20 protein-coding genes are annotated in these 18,698 nt (G+C 71.5%); 7 read left to right on the top strand and 13 right to left on the bottom strand.

Annotated elements, in window-relative coordinates; translation table 11 throughout:
* Positions 1 to 8: 8 nt before the first annotated feature.
* The 7 genes from ACFTXQ_RS23880 to ACFTXQ_RS23850 are packed head-to-tail and all read right to left on the bottom strand — an operon-like array spanning position 9 to position 6,057.
* Positions 9 to 947 carry a type II secretion system F family protein gene (locus ACFTXQ_RS23880; RefSeq protein WP_382643941.1) on the bottom strand — a complete coding sequence of 313 codons (939 nt, stop codon included), beginning with the start codon at positions 945 to 947 and terminating at the stop codon, positions 9 to 11.
* Positions 944 to 2,350 carry a CpaF family protein gene (locus tag ACFTXQ_RS23875; RefSeq protein ID WP_382643939.1) on the bottom strand — a complete coding sequence of 469 codons (1,407 nt, stop codon included), beginning with the start codon at positions 2,348 to 2,350 and terminating at the stop codon, positions 944 to 946. The genes ACFTXQ_RS23880 and ACFTXQ_RS23875 overlap by 4 nt, the downstream gene beginning before the upstream one ends.
* Positions 2,351 to 2,352: 2 nt before the next feature.
* Positions 2,353 to 2,769, bottom strand: coding sequence for a TadE/TadG family type IV pilus assembly protein (locus tag ACFTXQ_RS23870; RefSeq protein ID WP_382643937.1), 417 nt, complete (start codon positions 2,767 to 2,769; stop codon positions 2,353 to 2,355).
* A gap of 1 nt (position 2,770) precedes the next feature.
* Entirely contained in the window at positions 2,771 to 3,124 is a 354-nt protein-coding gene (locus tag ACFTXQ_RS23865) for a TadE/TadG family type IV pilus assembly protein (protein ID WP_382643935.1), read from the bottom strand.
* Between the two features lie 3 nt (positions 3,125 to 3,127).
* A complete protein-coding gene (locus tag ACFTXQ_RS23860) occupies positions 3,128 to 4,399 on the bottom strand; it encodes a CpaE family protein (protein WP_382643933.1) in 1,272 nt (423 codons plus the stop codon).
* 10 nt (positions 4,400 to 4,409) lie between these two features.
* Positions 4,410 to 5,111 (bottom strand): Flp pilus assembly protein CpaB, encoded by a 702-nt coding sequence (gene cpaB / locus ACFTXQ_RS23855; protein ID WP_382643931.1) that lies wholly within the window; start codon positions 5,109 to 5,111, stop codon positions 4,410 to 4,412.
* Between the two features lie 7 nt (positions 5,112 to 5,118).
* Positions 5,119 to 6,057, bottom strand: a complete 939-nt coding sequence (locus tag ACFTXQ_RS23850; protein WP_382643930.1) for a hypothetical protein — start codon at positions 6,055 to 6,057, stop codon at positions 5,119 to 5,121.
* 305 nt (positions 6,058 to 6,362) lie between these two features.
* Here ACFTXQ_RS23850 and ACFTXQ_RS23845 point away from each other — a divergent pair, with 305 nt between their 5' ends.
* Together ACFTXQ_RS23845 and ACFTXQ_RS23840 are read left to right on the top strand one after the other, a co-directional pair.
* Positions 6,363 to 8,057, top strand: coding sequence for a chitinase (locus tag ACFTXQ_RS23845; RefSeq protein ID WP_382643928.1), 1,695 nt, complete (start codon positions 6,363 to 6,365; stop codon positions 8,055 to 8,057).
* Between the two features lie 186 nt (positions 8,058 to 8,243).
* The gene (locus ACFTXQ_RS23840) at positions 8,244 to 9,578 is read left to right on the top strand and encodes a M14 family metallopeptidase (protein WP_382643926.1); all 1,335 of its coding nucleotides are present in this window, start codon (positions 8,244 to 8,246) and stop codon (positions 9,576 to 9,578) included.
* Positions 9,579 to 9,632: 54 nt separating this feature from the next.
* On the opposite strand, the gene ACFTXQ_RS23835 is transcribed toward ACFTXQ_RS23840, so the two are convergent.
* A complete protein-coding gene (locus ACFTXQ_RS23835; protein WP_382643924.1) occupies positions 9,633 to 10,043 on the bottom strand; it encodes a RidA family protein in 411 nt (136 codons plus the stop codon).
* Entirely contained in the window at positions 10,040 to 10,798 is a 759-nt protein-coding gene (locus ACFTXQ_RS23830) for an IclR family transcriptional regulator (RefSeq protein ID WP_382643922.1), read from the bottom strand. The genes ACFTXQ_RS23835 and ACFTXQ_RS23830 overlap by 4 nt, the downstream gene beginning before the upstream one ends.
* Positions 10,799 to 11,117: 319 nt before the next feature.
* On the opposite strand from ACFTXQ_RS23830, the gene ACFTXQ_RS23825 reads away from it, so the two are divergent.
* The 5 genes from ACFTXQ_RS23825 (at position 11,118) to ACFTXQ_RS23805 (ending at position 15,892) form a co-directional block, all read left to right on the top strand.
* Positions 11,118 to 12,398, top strand: coding sequence for an alanine racemase (locus ACFTXQ_RS23825; RefSeq protein WP_382643920.1), 1,281 nt, complete (start codon positions 11,118 to 11,120; stop codon positions 12,396 to 12,398).
* A gap of 10 nt (positions 12,399 to 12,408) precedes the next feature.
* A complete protein-coding gene (locus ACFTXQ_RS23820; protein WP_382643918.1) occupies positions 12,409 to 13,992 on the top strand; it encodes an amidohydrolase family protein in 1,584 nt (527 codons plus the stop codon).
* A gap of 5 nt (positions 13,993 to 13,997) precedes the next feature.
* Entirely contained in the window at positions 13,998 to 15,005 is a 1,008-nt protein-coding gene (locus tag ACFTXQ_RS23815; RefSeq protein ID WP_382643916.1) for a YdcF family protein, read from the top strand.
* An 81-nt stretch (positions 15,006 to 15,086) separates the two neighbouring features.
* A complete protein-coding gene (locus ACFTXQ_RS23810; protein ID WP_382643914.1) occupies positions 15,087 to 15,272 on the top strand; it encodes a hypothetical protein in 186 nt (61 codons plus the stop codon).
* A gap of 164 nt (positions 15,273 to 15,436) precedes the next feature.
* A complete protein-coding gene (locus ACFTXQ_RS23805) occupies positions 15,437 to 15,892 on the top strand; it encodes a nitroreductase/quinone reductase family protein (RefSeq protein ID WP_382643912.1) in 456 nt (151 codons plus the stop codon).
* Here the strand turns inward: ACFTXQ_RS23805 and ACFTXQ_RS23800 are convergent.
* From ACFTXQ_RS23800 to ACFTXQ_RS23785, 4 genes are all read right to left on the bottom strand, one after another.
* Complete coding sequence (locus tag ACFTXQ_RS23800; protein ID WP_382643910.1) at positions 15,889 to 16,305, bottom strand: hypothetical protein; 417 nt, start codon at positions 16,303 to 16,305, stop codon at positions 15,889 to 15,891. The two genes, ACFTXQ_RS23805 and ACFTXQ_RS23800, sit on opposite strands and share 4 nt — an antisense overlap.
* A gap of 140 nt (positions 16,306 to 16,445) precedes the next feature.
* Positions 16,446 to 17,000: a GNAT family N-acetyltransferase gene (locus tag ACFTXQ_RS23795; protein ID WP_382643908.1), complete on the bottom strand. Its 555-nt coding sequence runs from the start codon at positions 16,998 to 17,000 to the stop codon at positions 16,446 to 16,448.
* A 29-nt stretch (positions 17,001 to 17,029) separates the two neighbouring features.
* Positions 17,030 to 17,530 (bottom strand): hypothetical protein, encoded by a 501-nt coding sequence (locus tag ACFTXQ_RS23790; protein ID WP_382643906.1) that lies wholly within the window; start codon positions 17,528 to 17,530, stop codon positions 17,030 to 17,032.
* A gap of 449 nt (positions 17,531 to 17,979) precedes the next feature.
* Positions 17,980 to 18,456 (bottom strand): macro domain-containing protein, encoded by a 477-nt coding sequence (locus ACFTXQ_RS23785; protein ID WP_382643904.1) that lies wholly within the window; start codon positions 18,454 to 18,456, stop codon positions 17,980 to 17,982.
* Between the last annotated feature and the right edge of the window lie 242 nt (positions 18,457 to 18,698).

The raw sequence follows: 18,698 nt of genomic DNA, 5'->3' as shown, positions 1-18,698 counted from the left end.
CCGCCTCCTCAGACGTCGATCTTGGACAGGCGGCGGATGAAGACGAAGCCGAGCGCGAAGAGCCCGAGGGCGATCAGGACGGCGGTCTGCCCGATGACCGAGCCGGTCATCCGGTCCAGGGCGCCCGGCATCAGCGTGTCCACGAGGAGGAGGGACCCGACGCCCATCACCGGGACCAGGTACGCCGTGACCGTGACCTGGGACAGCTGGGTGCGGATCTCGCGCCGCGTCTCCTTGCGCTGTTCCAGGGTGACGGTCAGGTTCCGCAGGCTGCCGACGATCGCGCCGCCCGCCCGGGAGGACAGGACGAGGGTGGTGACCAGGACGACCAGTTCCCGTGACGGGAGGCGTTCGGCGATCTCGCCCAGGGCCTCTTCCATGGAGTGGCCGACGGCCAGCCGGTCGGCGACCCGCGCCAGTTCCTCGCCCGCGGGCGCCTCCAGCTCCTCGGCCGCCATGCCGATGGCCGTACGGAGGGCCAGCCCGGCCTGGGTGGCGTTGGCGAGGATGCGGGCGAGGTCGGGGAGCTGGTTGATGAACCGCTCGGTGCGGCGCGCCCGCTGCCAGTTGAGGAACGCGTTCGCCGCCCACAGGCCGAGCAGCCCTGCGACCGGCCCGAAGAAGGGGGCCAGGAAGGAGGCCGCGATCAGCCATGTGCCGGTGACGGCGGCCACCATGTAGACGAAGAACTCGCCCACGGTCAGGTCCAGGCCGGTCACCGCGAGCTTGATCTCGATGCGGCGGCCCAGGGCGGTCTTGCGCAGGCGCCGGTCGATCTCCCGGAAGCGGCGCACCCGGCCCGGGGGCTCCGGTACCGCGCTCGCCGAGAGGCGTTCGATGAGGGCGGCGCGCTGGGCCCGGCCGGCCGCGTACGCCTGGAGGCCGACGACCACGAAGACGCAGGCCAGCAGGGTGGCGCCGAGGGTGAGGAGGATCAGTGGGTTCACAGGGCGGTCCGGGTGATGCGGGCGGCGAGGGGATCGGTCGGGTGGGTCGGGTGGTTCGGGAGCGGGCCCGTGAGGGGGTCTGCGGCCGCCGCGGCGTCCGGCAGCGCGACCCCGAAGGCCTGCGGGATCGGCTGGTTGCTCATGTAGAGGCGCTCCGCGATCCGGCGCGGCAGCGGGTAGTACGCGAAGTGCCCGTACACCCGCCCGTCCGCGCCCATCGGCTGCGCGACGAACCGGCAGACCGTGGTGATGCGGAAGGGCTCGCGGCCGTGCGATTCGAGGACGGAGATCTCCGTGATGCGGCGCGAGCCGTCACCGAAGCGGGTGAGCTGGACGATGATGTTGACGGCGCTGTTGATCTGGTCCTGGAGCGCCTCGAAGGGGATCTCGACCTCCGACATGGAGGCGAGGGTCTGCAGGCGCATCAGGGCGTCCGAGGAGCTGTTGGCGTGGACGGTGGCGAGCGAGCCGTCGTGGCCGGTGGACATCGCCTGGAGCATGTCGAGGGTCTCCCCGCCGCGGACCTCGCCGACGATGATGCGGTCGGGCCGCATGCGCAGGGAGTTGCGTACGAGGTCGCGGATGGTGATCTGCCCCTTGCCCTCGACGTTCGCCGGGCGGGATTCGAGGCGGATGACGTGCGCCTGCTGAAGCTGGAGCTCGGCGGAGTCCTCGATGGTGATGATGCGTTCGCCCTCCGGGATCAGGCCGGAGAGGGCGTTGAGGAGGGTGGTCTTGCCGGTGCCGGTGGCGCCGGAGACGATCAGGTTCATCTTCGCGGCGACCAGCCCGGACAGCAGCAGGAGCATCTGCTCGTCCAGTGAGCCGAGCGTGATCATCTCGTGCAGGGTGAAGGCGCGCGGGAAGCGGCGGATGGTGAGCGTGGCGCCGGTCAGGGAGAGCGGTGGGATGATGACGTTGACGCGCTCACCGCTGGGCAGGCGGGCGTCGACCATCGGATTGGCCTCGTCCACGCGCCGGTTGACGGTGGAGACGATGCGCTCGATGGTCTGCATCAGCTGCTCGTGCGAGGCGAAGCGCAGGGGGAGCTGCTCCACGCGGCCGGCCCGCTCGACGAAGATCTGGTCGGGGCCGTTCACCATGATCTCGGAGATGGACGCGTCTTCGAGGAGCGGTTCGAGCACGCCGAGCCCGAGGGCCTCGTCGACGACGCGGCGGATCAGCTGGGCGCGCTCGACGGTGGAGAGGACGGGCCCTTCGCGGCTGATGATGTGGCCGAGCACCCGCTCCAGGCGGGCCCGGCGCTCGGCGGGTGCGAGCGCGGACATCTCGGCGAGGTCGATCTCCTCCAGCAGCTTGGCGCGGTAGGAGGAGACCAGCCGGCCGTCCTCGCGGGGGCTGTGGTGGTCGTCCGGGGTGTTGACCCGGGAACGCAGGCTCATGGTCAGGGTCCCTCCGGGTCGGCGTCGGGGTCGTCGTTGGGCATGGTGGCCGTGCGCGTGACGGTCTTGTCGTCCACGCCGGGCACGATGGATCTGATCGGGATGCTGACGGTCACCGTGACCGCGTCGCCGGGCTTCGATATGTCGATCTCCGCGCCCGCCCTCAGGCTCTCCCTGATGGCGAGCCGGCCCGCCGCATCTCCGTCCCCCGGCTTGCGTGCCTCTACGCGCGCCGCCGTACGGGCCGCGGTCTGCGCCTGCTGGGTGACGTACGCGGCCCAGCCGAGCTGGATCCCGCAGAGTGCGACGAGGAGCAGGACGGGGACGAAGGCGAGGTACTCCAGAGTCGCCTGGCCCCGGTCCCTGTCCCGGTCCCGGTCCCTGTCCCGGTCCTTCCGTTCCTTCCGCTGCCGGTCCATGTCACTCGTCCTCCTTCGAGGAGCCGCCGGTGCCTTCGATGGGGACACCGATGTCGAGGCCGGGGAAGAGGACCGGGAGGTTGAGGCGGACGGTCGCCGTGTAGACCTCGCCCGACGTGCCGCACGTGACGCCCATGGTCCACGCGGTGCCGACGTGCTTCCTGGCCGCGTCCTCGCAGGAGCGGCCCACCGCCCCCGCCCGCGCCCCCTCATCGGCCGCGTTGCCCGCCAGGGAGAACGCGTACCCGATCAGGACGCACTCCCACACCGCCGCCACGAGCAGCAGGATCAGCGGGACCGTGCCGGCGAACTCGATCGCCAGCTGGCCCCGGTCCCCCCGGCAGGGGCGCCGCATCCCTCAGCCCTCCCGGCCGCGCCGCAGGCGGGCCACCGGGCCCGAGGCGCGGACCGCGAGGGTCGCGCCCGGTGCCGCCGCCGGTGCGGGGTCCTCCGCGGCGGAGAGGAGGCCGAGTTCGCCCGCCAGGGTCCACAGGGCCTGCTTGACCGTGGAGCGGTTGTCCAGGTCCTGGACCCGGCCGGCATCCACCACCCCCTGGAGTTCCTTGAAGGCGGCCGGGACCGGGGTGCGGGTGGCGCGGGTCTTGGTGATCTTCTCGATCAGGGCGGGCTGTATCTCGGTGTGCTTGCTCCAGCGGTTGACGACCATCGCGGTGTCCTCCGCCTTGCGCACCTGGAGCCGCTCCCACATGCGGACCATCCGCTTCGCCGCCCGTACCGCGACGACGTCGGGCGTGGTGACCAGCACCGCCACGTCCGCCATCTCCACGGTGGTCGCGGTCGCGCCCGTCACCTGGGTCCCGCAGTCGACGACGACGATCTCGTAGCGGCTGCGCAGGGCGCCGACGATGTGCCGGGCGGCCCGGTCGTCGACCTCCTCGCCGCGTTCGCCGTCCGCGGGGGCCAGCAGCAGCGCCAGCCCGGTGCGGTCCTCGTAGACCGCGTCCTGGAGGACCCGCGGGGAGATGTCCTGGATCCCGGCGAGGTCGGCGATCGAGCGCCGGAACTGCACGTCGAGGTACGAGCCGACGTCGCCTGCCTGGAGGTCCATGTCGACCAGTGCGGTACGCCGTCCCGAGGCGGCCGCGGCCAGCGCGAACTGGACGGCGGTGAAGGTGGTGCCGACGCCGCCCTTGGCCCCGGTGACGGTGACGACCCGCCCGCCGGGCCCGGTGAAGACGTCGGTCGCCGCTCCCCGCCCGAGGTGGCGGCGTACGCCCACGGCCCACTGGGCGGCGGCCTGCACCCGCGCGGCGAGTTCCTCGTAGGAGAGCGGCAGGCCGATCAGGCCGCGTGCGCCGGAGTCCATCGCGGCGGAGAAGAGTGCGGGGCCGGCGTCCGAGGAGATGAGGACGACACCGACCGCCGGAAAGCGGAGGGCGACCTCGCGGATGAGTTCCAGGGCCGGCACCGGGCCGATCCGCTCGTGGACGAGGACGACCTCGGGCAGTTCGTCGACGGAGTCGGCGGCCAGGCGGGCCAGGGTGTCCAGCAGCGTCGTGGAGTCGGGGACGGGGACGGCCGGTTCGGCGGACGGGAGCTGGCCGATGAGGGTCGCGATGGCGCGCGCGGCGTCCGGGTCGCCGGCCGCGGGGAGGATTCGGGTGGTCATCCGGCCGGCCTCACTTGTCGCCGTCGAGGGTGTACGTACGGTCGCCCGCGCCGGGCGCCGAGTCGGTGCCGGGGGCCACCAGGGCCAGGCGTACGTGCTCCGCGAAGGACTCGGCGTAGGCGACGCGCTGGGTGTCCTTGGTGTTCAGGGCGAAGGTGATCGGGACGGCCTGGGCAGGGCCCTTCTTGTCGCTGTCCTTGTCGAGGGGGGTGAGCTTGCCGACGCCCAGGACCCGGGCGTTGGGCACGATGATCACGGAGCGCGAGGGGTCGCCGTCCTTGGCGCCCTTGAAGGTGGCGATGATGTTGACCTTGGCGCCGGAGGTGATCTTGCCCGCCACGCCGGTCGCCGCGTCGATCATGATGGCGATCTCCTGCTCCCCGGGCTGGAGCTGCGGCCGGTCGACGAACATGTCCGCCTGGAGCAGCGAGCCCTTCTTCAGGGTGGTCAGCGCGATCTTGTCCTTGAGCGCGCCGAGGTCGGTGACGGCGGTCGCGGACAGCCACCGCTTCGGGATCCTGACCTCCTCGAACTGGCCCGCCGCGAGCGGGCTGTAGGGGGCGATGTCGCCCTTCGCCCGGTAGGCGACGACCTCGGAACCGACCTTGGAGTTGACGTCGCCTATGACCACGAGGACCCCGGCGAAGGCCCCGAGGGCGCACAGGACCGACAGGAGCAGCAGGATGACGCCGCGGCGCTGGCGTGAGTTCATGGCCGTACTACCTCGCCGTTCTTCGTTCGTTCGATGCGGTCAGGGTCTGGCTCGCGGTCGGGCTCGGGCTCGGGCCCGGGTTCTGGCTCTGGAGCGGCGCGGCGCAGAAGCCGCAGCGGTCGCCGATGAGTTCGAAGCCGCACCAGCGGCACTCCTCGCGGCGGACCGAGGCGACGAGCTGGTAGAGGACGGACAGGTCCGGGATGGCGGCGGCGAACTCGACCAGCTTCGGGGTGCCCCACCAGCCCGGGGAGTCGGCGGGCAGCGGGTTCTCCATGACGCCCTGCACCTGCCAGGCGGGGGCGAGTTCGGCCGTCACCCAGTCGGAGGCGAGCTGGCCGCGGGCGAAGGTGAGGTGGGTGGCGAACGCGGGCCCGGCCGGCAGCACCCCGGAGCCCGCCGCTCCCCCGGCCTTACCCGCTCCCCGGCCCCCCGACGCGCCCAGCCGGGCGAGGTGCGGCTTCGGGTGGGCCAGTACGGCGAACTGCGCGCTCGGCGACCAGGACCTGGCGTGCGCCTTCAGCCCGACCGGGATCCGGTCGAGTTTGGCGACCGAGCCCAGCAGGGCGCCCGCGTAGATGTAGTGCGAGAGCAGCCGGGCGGCGGAGGCGATGACTCCGGGGCTGAAGTCGCAGACGCTGAGCTGGCGCAGCTGACGTACCAGCAGGGCGAGGCCCAGGGGCGGCAGATCGATGCCGAGGAGCGCGATCCGGTCGGTTTCCAGGATGGCCCGTACGGTGTGCAGCCGCTGGACGGTGGCCGCGGGCAGCCAGGGCGGTACGAGGACCACGAGGTGGCCGTGGCGCTCCAGCAGGGCGGCGGCCTCGGCGAGGGCGCCTTCCAGGGCGAGCCGGCCCGGCGGGTGCAGGACTGCGGCCCCGGGCGTGTGCCGGTCGGGGGCCGGCAGCACCAGGTCGGCGCTGGTGACGGCAATGGCGGTCGGCACGCGAATCCCCCTGTTCACCCCGTACTCACCCCTGCGCGACCGCAAACGATCGCCGCGCGTCCCCCTTGCCTCAGCACCATATCCGCGTCGCCCCTGGCAGGGCAGGGCCTTGGGAATTCCCGTGCCGCCAGCACATGTCACAGGTGATCGGAAACCCGTACAAGCAGGATCGGACGGCCGATCAGTTCAAGCCATATCGCAAAGGGTATTGACACGAGGATTGGTCTGGACCAACTTGGCCCACGGGCACCCCACTTGCCCTCAGCTCCTCCTCCCCACCCCTCCCTCCCCCCACCGGAGCCCACGTGAACCGCATACGCTCCCTCGCCCTTCTGGGTGCCGCCACCCTCGCCGCCGGCGGCCTCACCGCCCTCGCCACCGGTACCGCACAGGCCGCCGACGTCAACGTCGCCCGTAACGGAGGCTTCGAGTCCGGCCTCGCCAACTGGTCCTGTACGGGAGGCAGCGGCGCCGTCGTCTCCTCGCCCGTCTACGCAGGGGCCGCCGCCCTCAAGGGCACCCCGGCGGGCTCCGACAACGCCCGCTGCAGCCAGACCGTCACGGTCAAGCCGAACTCGACCTACACGCTGAGCACGCAGGTCCAGGGCAGTTACGTCTACCTCGGCGCGACCGGGACCGGCACCCAGGACGTCTCCACCTGGACCCCCGGCTCGGGCGGCGGCTGGCAGAAGCTCTCCACCACCTTCACCACCGGCCCCGGCACCACCCAGGTCACCGTCTACACGCACGGCTGGTACGGCCAGCCGGCCTACGTCGTGGACGAGTTCAGCGTCTTCGGCCCGGACGGCGGCGGGGGCACCGACCCCGGCCCGAGCGTCCCCGGCGCCCCGGCCGGGACCGCCGTTTCCGGCCAGAGCGCGAACGGGCTCACCCTTTCGTGGAACGCGGTCAGCGGGGCCACCGGCTATTACGTGTATCAGGACGGCGTCCGCGTCCAGACCGTGACGGCCGCCTCCGCCCAGATCACCGGACTCGCCGCCTCCACCTCGTACTCCTTCCAGGTGAGCGCCTACAACGCGGCGGGCGAGGGCCCGAAGTCCGCCCCGGTGACCGGGACCACGACCGGGGGCGGCGGCCCGAACCCGAACCCGGGCGTCCCCAGGCACGCGCTGACCGGCTACTGGCAGAACTTCAACAACGGCGCGACCGTCCAGAAGATCTCCGACGTCTCCGCCCAGTACGACATCATCGCCGTCTCCTTCGCCGACGCCACCACCACGCCGGGCGCCATCGCCTTCAACCTCGACTCGGCCGGGCTCGGCGGCTACACCGTGGCCCAGTTCAAGGCGGACATCGCCGCGAAGAAGGCGGCCGGCAAGTCGGTCATCCTCTCCATCGGCGGCGAGAAGGGCACCATCTCGGTGGGCGACTCCGCCTCCGCGGCCAACCTCGCGAATTCGGCGTACGCGCTGATGCAGGAGTACGGCTTCTCCGGCATCGACATCGACCTGGAGAACGGCCTCAACCCGACCTACATGACCCAGGCCCTGCGCGCCCTGTCGGCGAAGGCCGGCCCCTCCCTGGTCATCACCATGGCCCCGCAGACCATCGACATGCAGTCCACGCAGGGCGGCTACTTCAAGACGGCGCTGAACATCAAGGACATCCTCACCGTCGTCAACATGCAGTACTACAACAGCGGCTCGATGAACGGCTGCGACGGGAAGGTCTACTCCCAGGGCTCGGTGGACTTCCTCACCGCGCTGGCCTGCATCCAGCTGGAGGGCGGCCTCGACCCCTCCCAGGTGGGCATCGGCGTCCCGGCCTCCCCCAGCGGCGCGGGCAGCGGCTACGTCTCCCCGACCGTCGTCAACAACGCCCTCGACTGCCTGACCAGGGGCACGGGCTGCGGATCCTTCAAGCCGTCGAAGACCTACCCGGGGCTGCGCGGCGCGATGACCTGGTCGACCAACTGGGACGCCAAGGCGGGTAATGCCTGGTCCAACGCGGTGGGTCCCAAGGTCCACGGGCTGCCGTAGGCGGTAGGTGTGGGGGTGGCCGACCGGGCGGCCGACCGGGCGGCCGACCGGGCGGCCGACGGCGCGGCCGACCGGATGGCTGATTCGGGTCCGGGAAACGCCCGGGGTTCTTGACCTGAACATGCCACGAGAGCACGCTGTGCGCGTCCGCACGGCTACCCCCACACTCCCCACCCAGGAGAACGCATGCGGCTCCACACCCGCCGGAGGGCCGCCGTCACGGCGGCCCTGCTGGCGCTCGCGCTCGGCGCACCCGCCTACGGCATGAGCGCGACGGCATCACCACCACCCACTCCGTCCACCGCCACCCAGGACGAGGCGATCGTCCAGTACGAGATCCAGGGCCCGTCCACACCGACCGAGCGCACCGCCCTGCTGCGCACCGGCGTCTCGATCGACGAGGTCGACGCCCGCTCGGTCGTCGTCAGCGCCGACACCATGCAGGCCAGGAAGCTGCGCGAGCTCGGCTACCGGCTCACCGCACTGTCCGGTCCGCCGGAGCGCTCCCTGCCCGGGGTCGCCGCCGGCACGATGGACTTCCCCTCGGCGGACTCCAAGTACCACAACTACGCCGAGGCCAACACGGAGATCGACCAGCGGATCGCCCAGTACCCCGGGATCATGAGCAAGAGGGTGATCGGCAAGTCGTACCAGGGCCGCGACCTCATCGCGATCAAGATCAGCGACAACGTCGCGACGGACGAGGCCGAGCCCGAGGTCCTCTTCACGGCCCACCAGCACGCCCGCGAACACCTGACCGTCGAAATGGCCCTCTACCTGCTCAAGGAGTTCGGCTCCAAGTACGGCACCGACTCCCGGGTCACCAACATGGTCAACGGCCGCGAGATCTGGATCATCCCCGACCTCAACCCGGACGGCGGCGAGTACGACATCGCCACCGGCTCCTACCGCTCCTGGCGCAAGAACCGCCAGCCCAACACCGGCTCCTCCTACGTCGGCACCGACGAGAACCGGAACTGGAACTACAAGTGGGGCTGCTGCGGCGGCTCCAGCAGCAGCAAGAGCTCCGAGACCTACCGGGGATCGGCCGCCGAGTCGGCGCCCGAGGTGAAGGTGGTCTCGGACTTCGTACGCAGCCGGGTGGTCGGCGGCAAGCAGCAGATCACCGCCGCCATCGACTTCCACACGTACAGCGAGCTGGTCCTCTGGCCCTTCGGGTACACGTACAACGACACCGCGCCCGGTCTGACGGCGGACGACCTCGCCGTGTACAAGAAGATCGGCACGAGCATGGCGGCCAGCAACGGCTACACGCCGGAGCAGTCGAGCGACCTGTACATCACGGACGGCACGATCGACGACTGGCTGTGGGGCACGCAGAAGATCTTCGCCTACACCTTCGAGATGTACCCGGCGAGCTCGGGCAGCGGCGGCTTCTACCCGCCGGACGAGGTGATCGACCGCGAGACCGCGCGCAACCGCGAGGCGGTGCTCCAGCTGCTGGAGAACGCGGACTGCATGTACCGCTCGATCGGCAAGGAAGCCCAGTACTGCGCGTAGGCGCGGACCGGGCCGGGGGCGCCCCACCGCCCGGGGGGCGCCCTTCCGCGTGCGCTATCCGAGAACCGCCAGGGCGTCGATCTCGATGAGCAGCCCGGCCGGCAGACCCACGTAGACGGTGGTGCGGGCGGCGGGAGCCTCCTTGAGCCCCGCCTCCTCGAAGTACGCGTCGTAGATCTCGTTCATCTCGCCGAAGTGCCCGGCGTCCGTCAGGTACACCCGGATCATCATGACGTCGTCCCAGCCGGCGCCGCCGGCCTCCAGCACGGAGCGGACGTTCTCCAGCGTCTGGAGGGTCTGCTCGCGCAGGGTCGGCCCGGCGGGGGTGGGCGGCTGCCCGTCCACGTGCGGGAGGAAGCCGACCTGGCCGGCGACCTGGAGGATGTTCCCCTTGCGGACGCCGTGCGAGAACCTCGCGGGCGGGGTGGTGTGGGTGCCGGGGGTGATGCCGGTCTTTTCGCTCATGCCTTCTCCTGTCGGGCAGTTCCGGAATAGTCCTGGCTGATGCAACGGGCGGTGCGCAGCACCAGGGGCAGCAGTTCGAGGAGCCCCTCGGCGGTGACGACCACGCTCGGCGCGGATACCGACAGCGCGGCGACGACCCGCCCGTCGGGCCCGTGCACGGGCGCGCCGAGGCAGTTGATGGACTCCTCGTGCCCGCCGAGATCGGTGGCCCAGCCCTGCTCCCGTACGAGCTCCAGCTCGCGGAGGAACGCGGCCGGGCCGGGGGTGGAGCGGGCGGTGTAGCGGGGGTACTCGATCCGCTCGGCGAGCTCCCGGCGCTCGCCCTCCGGGAGGTCGGCGAGGAGCAGTTTCGCGACCGCCGCGACGGTGAGGGGGACGGGCTTGCCGATGCGGGAGTACATGCGGACGGGGTAGCGGCTGTCGACCTTGTCGACGTACACGACCTCGTCGTCCTGGTGCAGGGCGAGGTGCACGGTGTGGCCGGTGGCCTTGTTCAGCGCGACGAGGTGGGGGTGCGCGACCTCGCGGACGTCGAGGTTCTCGATGGCTTCCGCGGCCAGCGCGAACAGGGCCGCCCCGAGCCGGTAGCGTCCGTCGGCCTGCCGGTACACGAAACCGTGCTGGTCGAGGGTGCGCAGGAGCCGCAGGGCGGTGCTCTTGTGCACGCCGAGCGCGTCGGCGACCGCGCCGAGCCCGGCTGGGCCCTTCGCGAGCAGCGGCAACACCGCGAGCGCCCGTTCCACGGACTGACTCATCCTCGTCCCCTCGTCCCGTCACCACCGAACCGGCTCCGCCGGTTCCTGGGCTCCACCCAGACCCGCGCCTCAAACGCCGGCGGGGCTGGAGTTGCCCTGCGGGCAACCCAGCCCGCCTGGGCGCAAGGTTGCGCTGACGCGCACCTGCGGGCCGAGGCCAGGCAAATCCAGCCCCGCCGGCGTTTGAGGAGCGGGGTCTGGGGCGGAGCCCCAGGAGGCCGGGCGGCACCGGCGTTGACCCGCCGTCACCCGGGATGTTAGACAGCATGCAGCGGCACACGCAACGACCATTGCACACAATGCAACCGGAGGCACCCGCATGGCCAGCGACCCCGTCCAGGAACTCGCCGACGAACCGGTCGACCACCGGTTCAAAGGGCTCCCGCCTGACGCCCAGACCGCCGGCCTGACCGTCGGCCGGCTCGCCGGCCAGCGACGCGACCTCTACACCGGCGGGTTCACCACCCCCGTCCTCACCCTCGACGCCGACGCGCTGGAGCACAACCTCACCGCCCTCGGCACCTACGCCGCCCGCCACTCCCTCGCCTTCGCGCCCCACGGCAAGACCTGCATGGCCCCGCAGCTCTTCCGCCGCCAGCTGGAGCACGGCGCGTGGGGCATCACCGCCGCCGTCCCCCACCAGGCCCGCGTCTACCGCGCCTTCGGCATCCAGCGGATCTTCCTCGCCAACGAGCTCGTCGACCCCGCCGCCCTGCGCTGGGTCGCGGCCGAGCTCGCCGCCGACCCCGGCTTCCGCTTCGTCTGCTACGTCGACTCCGTGCGCGGGGTCCAGCTCATGGACCGCGCCCTGCACGAGGCCCCCGCCCGCATCGACGTCGTCGTCGAACTCGGCGCCGGCGAAGGAGCCCGTACGGGAGCCCGTACCGACGACGACTGCCGCGCCGTCGCCGACGCCGTCGCGGCCACCGACACCCTGCGCCTGGTCGGCGTCGCCGGCTACGAGGCCGAGGTCCCCGACGCCGACCCGGCCCGCGTGCACGCGTACCTGCGCCGCCTCACCTCCCTCGCCGTCGAGTTCGACAAGGCCGGCCGGTTCGCCCCGGACCTCGACGAGATCGTCGTCAGCGCCGGCGGCTCCTCCTGGTTCGACGCCGTCGCCGACGTCTTCGCCGAGATCCCCGAGCTCTCCCGCCCGGTCCTGCGGCTGCTGCGCTCCGGCGCGTACGTCTCGCACGACCACGGCTGGTACACCCACCTCACCCCCTTCAACCGCCACCCCGAAGAGGGCGGCCTGCGCCCCGCGTTCCGCCTCTGGACCCAGGTCGTCTCCCGGCCCTCCCCCACGCAGGCGTTCGTCAACGCCGGCAAGCGCGACATCGCCTACGACCTCGGCCTGCCCGAGGCCGAGCTGGTCCGCGACGCGCTCACCGGGACCGAGCGGCCCGCCGCCGGCGTCCGCGTGGTCAAGCTCTCCGACCAGCACGCCTGGCTGGAGACCGACTCCGCCGACGCCGTCCAGGTCGGCGACTGGGTGGCCCTCGGCATGTCCCACCCCTGCACGATCTTCGAGAAGTGGCCGCTGATCCCGGTGGTCGAGGCCGACGGCACCGTCACCGACTACGTGCGCACCTTCTTCTAGGCCCGCCGCCGTGGACCTGGTCATCCGCGGGGCCCGCGTCGTCGACGGCACGGGCGGGCCCTCGTACACCGCGGACGTCGGCGTGCACGAGGGCCGGATCGCCGAGATCGGCCGCATCCCGGCCGGCGGGCGCCGGACCGTCGACGCGTACGGCCTGGCCCTGGCCCCCGGCTTCGTCGACATGCACGCCCACAGCGACCTCGCCCTGCTCCGCGACCCGGACCACAGTGCGAAGGCCGCGCAGGGCGTGACCCTCGAAGTCCTCGGCCAGGACGGCCTGTCGTACGCGCCCGCCGACGACCGCACCCTCGGCGAGGTGCGGGCCGCCATCGCCGGATGGAACGGCTCCGGGGACGACGTCGACTTCGACTGGCGCACGGTCGGCGAGTACCTCGACCGGCTGGACGGCGGTATCGCGGTGAACGCCGCCTACCTCGTCCCCCAGGGCACGGTCCGCGCGTACGCCCTCGGCTGGGACGACCGCCCCGCCACGCCCGCCGAGCTCGACCGGATGCGGCAGCTGGTCGCCGACGGCCTCGCGCAGGGCGCCGTCGGGCTGTCCTCCGGCCTCACCTACACCCCCGGCATGTACGCCTCCGGGGCCGAACTCGCCGAGCTGTGCCGGGTGGTGGCCTCGTACGGCGGCTACTACTGCCCGCACCACCGCTCGTACGGCCGCGGCGCGCTGGACGCCTACGCCGAGATGGTCCGGCTCACCCGGGAGGCCGGCTGCGCGCTGCACCTCGCGCACGCCACCATGAACTTCGCCGAGAACGAGGGCCGCGCCCCCGAGCTGCTGGCCCTGCTCGACGCGGCGCTCGCGGAGGGCTGCGACATCACCCTCGACAGCTACCCCTACACCCCCGGCTGCACCACGCTCGTCGCCCTGCTGCCCAGTTGGGCGAACGAGGGCGGCCCGCAGGCGGTCCTCGCCCGCCTGCGGGACGACGCCGCGGCGGAGCGGATCCGGTACGCGCTGGAGGTCACCGGGGCCGACGGCTGCCACGGGGTGCCCGTCGACTGGTCGACGATCGAGATCTCGGGGACGGCGGACCCGGCCTTCTCCGGGTACGTCGGCACGCGCCTGGACGGCTGGGACACCGCCCGGCGGCTGCTGCTCGGAGACCGGCTCGCGCCGACGGTCCTCCAGCACGTCGGCCACGAGGAGAACGTCCGCGCGATCATGCGCCACCCCGCGCACACCGGGGGCTCGGACGGCATCCTGCGGGGCGCGAAACCGCACCCGCGCGCCTACGGCACGTTCCCCCACTACCTCGGCCGCTACGTCCGCGAGCTGGGCGTGCTCTCCCTGGAGGAGTGCGTCGCGCACCTCTCCGGCCGCCCGGCGGCGCGCCTGCGGCTGCCCGACCGGGGGCTGGTCCGCGTGGGCCACCGCGCCGACCTGGTCCTCTTCGATCCGGCCACGGTCGCGGCCGGGTCCACGTACGAGAACCCGCGCGTCCTGCCGACCGGCATTCCGCACGTCCTGATCGACGGCCGTTTCGTCATGCGGGACGGCCGGCGCACGGACGTCCTGGCCGGCCGGTCGGTCAGACGAACCCCTCTTCGTACGCCCATCCGACACCTACGATGATCGGCATGGTCGCCTTCGCCCTTGCCGCCCTGTTTTTCCTCGCCTTGTGCCTCAGTGTCCGAAAGGACCGCCGCCTCTTCCGCAACGCCGTCCTCTTCGGCCTGACCTTCATCACCCTCTCGTTCGCCCTGCTCCTCCAGGTGACCAGGCTGCCGGGCTGGGCGGGCTCGATCGTCCTCGCGATCGTCTTCCTCGTACCCGCCCTCGGCATCCTGGCGCTGGGCGTCTTCCTCGTGGCCAACGGCGTGACCATGGTCCGCAAGGAGGGCCGCAGTCCGGCCAACCTGCTGTCGATGCTGGCCGGGCTCGGGATCTTCGGGATGATCGCGCTGCTCGCCACCGTCGGCCGGCTCGGCTCGCCGCTGGTCGACGCCGTCGTGGTGGGCCTCGTCCTGGTCGTCGCCTACGTCTCCTTCATCTTCATGTGCTTCCTCGCCTACGCCTTCCTCTACGGGCGGATCAAGGTGCGCGGCGACGTCGACTACGTGGTGATGCTGGGCTCCGGCCTGGTCGGCGGCGACCGGGTGCCGCCGCTGCTGGCCTCGCGGCTGCGCAAGGGACAGGAGATCTACGAGGCCCAGCTGGCCCGCGGCTCACGGCCGCCGGTGCTGCTCACCTCGGGCGGCAAGGGCTCGGACGAGAAGGTCGCGGAGGCTCGGGCCATGGCGGACTGGCTGATCGAGCGGGGGGTGCCGGCCGAGCACGTCACGCTGGAGGACCGCTCCCGCACGACCGAGGAGAACATGGCGTTCAGCCGGGAGATCATGACGGCCGCCGATCCCGGCTACCGGTGCGTGGTGGTCACCAACAACTTCCACGCCTTCCGGGCGGCGATGATGGCCCGCAAGGCCGGGGTCAACGGGCAGGTCCTGGGATCGCCGACGGCACGCTATTTCTGGCCGAGCGCCACGATCCGCGAGTTCGTCGCCGTCTTCTGGGAGCACAGGGCCGTCAACCTCTCGATATGCGGGCTGCTGGCCGGGGCGGTGGCGCTGGGGGCGGCCGTGTCCTGACCGGGTCCCGAGGTGCGTTCATGGGGCCGGCGCCGGAGGATGGGGCCAGGGGGAACCCGGGGGGACCGGAGGAGGTACGCGATGGGCAGTGAACCGGAAGACCAGCCGACCCGGTCGGACCAGCTCCACACGGGCGGGAACCGGCCGTACGACCCCGAGGACCTCGTGATGGCGACCGGCCACGACCCGACTCCGGAGCGGGTCGAGAAGGCACGCAAGCTGATCGAGAAGGAGGGCCCGCAGGTGATCGAGCGCTACCTGCCGTAGCCGTAACCTGCCGTAACCCGCCGCAATGTGTCGGCACCCGGCCCCGACCCCTGGGAAGACCCCTGGGCCGGGGCCTTCACCGTACGTACGGGGGACCGCATCCACATTCAATGAATGCTCGTTAGCCGCCCGGGGGCCGAATCCCTAAGGACAGGTAAAGACGCATGCACGCACTCGCTGTGGACTGGGACCACCCCACGGACCCGCTGCCCGGCCCGAGACTCGACCACGTCCGCGCGTACGTCACCACGGCGGGCGCGGACGGCCACCTCTGGCACGGGATCCCGACCCTCCTCCTGACCACGGTCGACCGGGCGACGGGCCGCACCGTCCGTACCCCCCTCATCTACGCCGAGGACGCCGACACCGGCTCCCTGATCCTGGTGGCGGCGGCCTACGGCGCCCCGGACCACCCCGCCTGGTACCACAACGTCACCGCCCACGCCGAGGTCCGCGTCCAGGTCGGCGCCGCCGCCTTCGGGGCGACCGCGCGCACGGCCACGCCCGTGGAGCGGGAGACGTACTGGGAGGCCCTGACGGCCCTGTGGCCCGCGTACGACGACTACCAGGCGGCCGCGGCACCGTGGCGCGAGCTCCCGCTGGTGATCGTGGAGCGCTAGCGGACCCGGGCTCGGCGACGATCCAGCCACCCGATGACCAGGTGGGTCAGGACGACGGCGGGCACGAGCACCCCCGTCATCCAGGCCACCCGGTCCCGGAAGTCGTGCCAGGTCAGGACGGACCAGCCGTTGTGGGGCGCCGACACGATCAGCCCGGTGAAGAGCAGGCAGGCCCCCAGGGAGCAGACCAGCCCGGCGGCGCCGTACCGGACCCACTCCGGGAACGGCAGCCGCTGCCACCGCCGGGTCCGCGCGAGCGCGAAGGCGGGCACCACGCAGGCGGCACTCGCGTAGAGCGCGGCGAACGGAAGCAGAAGCGGCGCGTGGAGCCCCGCCACGGCCCACACGGGCACGAGCATGACGCTCAGCACGACGCCCCCGATGAACACCACGCGCAGGAACATCCGATCCACGCCGGCGACTCCTCCCCCTTGATCCCCCGTCAGGTGGCGCAAGTGTCCACCGGGCCGACCCGTGAGGGAACCGGCAGCGCGATAACGCTTCGGCGCCGGGGCGCGTCGGATCCCCCACATGGACGGGGCAGCTGCCCCGACTACCCGCCCACCGGGGCCCCGACGACCCGATAGCGCCGCCCGCCGACGGCATAGCCCCCGAGCGGAGTCATGCCGAACCCCTCGACGTGCACCTTCCACGAGGGCACGTTCCCGTCCTCGATGAACGCCACCACCAGCTCGGCCCGCCCGGCCGCCTCCGCGAGGGCCATACGGAACAACCCCCGGGCCACGCCACGCCCCCGATACCCGGCATCAACCACCACGGGCCCGTACAGCAGCCACGGCACGCCACTCAGCGGCCGCCCCTCCCACTCCAACTCCCCCTGCGCCTCCAGCAACCCCACCACCGCCGGCGAGACCTCCCCCAACTCCCCCGGCCCACAAAGCCCCAACAACCCGGTCACCCGCCCGGCATCATCCGCGACGAGCAGCTCCCGATCCCGCACCATCGCCGCCAACACCCCGACGCCGAACTCCCCCTGCACAAACCCCTGAGCGGCCCGCTCCCCCTCAGTCAGCGCGTCATACCGATTGACCGCAAACAACGCGGCCATCTGCCCCACATCACCCTCACGGGCATACCGATACTCCATACCCCCGGATCGTCCCACGCCCCTACGAGTTACCGAGGCATCCCACCCCGAACCCCTCCAAGCTGGTCGAGCCCGAGCCTGTCCGCCCACACGATGAGCCGAAAGCGATCCAAGGCCGCCCGATAGGCACTCACCACTCCGTCTCCCGAGCCCACCCCGGCGAGGCTGCGCCTCTCCAGCTCCTCCGCAGCCGCAAGAACCGCATCGCCCAGCTCGATACGGCTGACTCGCGCCACAAGTCCGGGTCCGGATCCAGATCGGCTCGTGATGCCGACCCCTGCCTTCGTCACCCTGAAGTCAAGGCCGAAGGACGAATCGACAGCAGTGAACGAGGCGTTACGGGAGCGCCGCGCCACCAGCCCACTGAGTGAATCGAGCAGTTCCGGCACGGCGAGGTAGATCATCATTCCCTGATCGGGCACGTGCCCTACGGAACTCGCCTCTCCACGTCCCCCGGACCACACCATGTCTCCACGATCGAAACCACTCGGCTCGCCCTGTCCGGCGCGAACGGCGAACTCAACGATCACAGGCGCTAAACCTCCGGCAGTTCGTCAACGAATGGCGAGCCGGCCCCTCCCCAACTGAAGGAGAAGCGGTGGCTGGTGGAGTCAAGGCTGACTGCGCTCTCACATGGGGGAAGGCGGAGGTTTTGATGGATCCACCCGTCGACGGCCAGGGCCGCCACCTCGGCCCGGTAATCGCCGTTCGGATACGAAAGTGAGATAACTTCAAAGATCAGCTTACCGGGTCCGCCGGTGGGCAAATTTGGAGGGAATGCGACGGCGCAGAATCGGCCTCGTACACGGCAACCGAGGTATCGGCCGCGAGACCCACACCACCCGCCATGAATCGATACCTGAACGTCCCACTCATTCACGGCCCTCCGAACTTGAGCGGATGGAATATCGGGCCGGCCATCGAGTCAGTCGCGCGTTCGGCCGGCACGGCGTGCGGAGCTCCGACCGCGGGTTGCGGCTCAGCCGTGGTCGTAGACGGTCACCTCGATGTCGCGCGCGCACAGCGTGTCGGTGATCAGCGGCTCGATGCGTGACCAGGTGCCGCCGGCCAGCCCGCAGCCGATGCGGGGCATGTGAACGCTCGCGTTCAACTCGGTGGCGTGATCGGCCAGTACGGCGAGGCAGCGCGACACGGCGTCGTAGCGGATCGGCGGGCCGCCGCTGCCGGTGCGTATGCCGCGTTGGGCCACCATGTTGGCCACCCAGGTATCCGGCTTCACCCGTACCACTTGTACGGCGCCCAGCCCGAAGTCGTTCCCGCTCCGCCCCCGGTGCCAGGAGCGGTACGCGGCCTCAGGCTCGGGCCACCGCTTCGAAACGGCGAGGACGAAGCCCTTGCCCCACCCGCCGAGGTCGTTGCAGACATGGGCGATGACCTTGGGTCCCTTGGCCTGGGGGCTCGTTGCGTCGCCGGAGATGATCCTGATCGGGTTCATAGGGGAACGGTATGCGAGGGGACTGACAGGGGCGGGGGCTTTTTGCGGGGGCGGGGAGGCGAGGCGGCTGGGGGTGGGGAGGGGTCGGCGCGTCGGGTTGTCGGGGGCCGATTACTCGGCATCAGGGAAGGTTTGGGGGTTTCCCGCCAGTCTCATCGTCCTTCCGCGTCGGCCCGGCCTGTCAAGGGCGCTCCTCCTTCGTCGTCGCGTCGCTTCGCGATGGCCTACGGCCACCCTTGACA

Origin of the sequence: Streptomyces sp. NPDC057010 (assembly GCF_042673805.1) — a bacterium.
Classification (GTDB): Bacteria; Actinomycetota; Actinomycetes; order Streptomycetales; family Streptomycetaceae; genus Streptomyces.
This window is presented reverse-complemented; position numbering and strand designations above follow the sequence as displayed.

Bases quoted from the DNA above. Each gene is read 5' to 3' on its own strand.
- ACFTXQ_RS23875 (WP_382643939.1), bottom strand. From the start codon at position 2,350: ATGAGCCTGCGTTCCCGGGTCAACACCCCGGACGACCACCACAGCCCC.
- ACFTXQ_RS23870 (WP_382643937.1), bottom strand. From the start codon at position 2,769: ATGGACCGGCAGCGGAAGGAACGGAAGGACCGGGACAGGGACCGGGAC.
- ACFTXQ_RS23865 (WP_382643935.1), bottom strand. From the start codon at position 3,124: ATGCGGCGCCCCTGCCGGGGGGACCGGGGCCAGCTGGCGATCGAGTTC.
- ACFTXQ_RS23860 (WP_382643933.1), bottom strand. From the start codon at position 4,399: ATGACCACCCGAATCCTCCCCGCGGCCGGCGACCCGGACGCCGCGCGC.
- cpaB (WP_382643931.1), bottom strand. From the start codon at position 5,111: ATGAACTCACGCCAGCGCCGCGGCGTCATCCTGCTGCTCCTGTCGGTC.
- ACFTXQ_RS23840 (WP_382643926.1), top strand. From the start codon at position 8,244: ATGCGGCTCCACACCCGCCGGAGGGCCGCCGTCACGGCGGCCCTGCTG.
- ACFTXQ_RS23835 (WP_382643924.1), bottom strand. From the start codon at position 10,043: ATGAGCGAAAAGACCGGCATCACCCCCGGCACCCACACCACCCCGCCC.
- ACFTXQ_RS23830 (WP_382643922.1), bottom strand. From the start codon at position 10,798: ATGAGTCAGTCCGTGGAACGGGCGCTCGCGGTGTTGCCGCTGCTCGCG.
- ACFTXQ_RS23825 (WP_382643920.1), top strand. From the start codon at position 11,118: ATGGCCAGCGACCCCGTCCAGGAACTCGCCGACGAACCGGTCGACCAC.
- ACFTXQ_RS23815 (WP_382643916.1), top strand. From the start codon at position 13,998: ATGGTCGCCTTCGCCCTTGCCGCCCTGTTTTTCCTCGCCTTGTGCCTC.
- ACFTXQ_RS23810 (WP_382643914.1), top strand. From the start codon at position 15,087: ATGGGCAGTGAACCGGAAGACCAGCCGACCCGGTCGGACCAGCTCCAC.
- ACFTXQ_RS23805 (WP_382643912.1), top strand. From the start codon at position 15,437: ATGCACGCACTCGCTGTGGACTGGGACCACCCCACGGACCCGCTGCCC.
- ACFTXQ_RS23795 (WP_382643908.1), bottom strand. From the start codon at position 17,000: ATGGAGTATCGGTATGCCCGTGAGGGTGATGTGGGGCAGATGGCCGCG.
- ACFTXQ_RS23785 (WP_382643904.1), bottom strand. From the start codon at position 18,456: ATGAACCCGATCAGGATCATCTCCGGCGACGCAACGAGCCCCCAGGCC.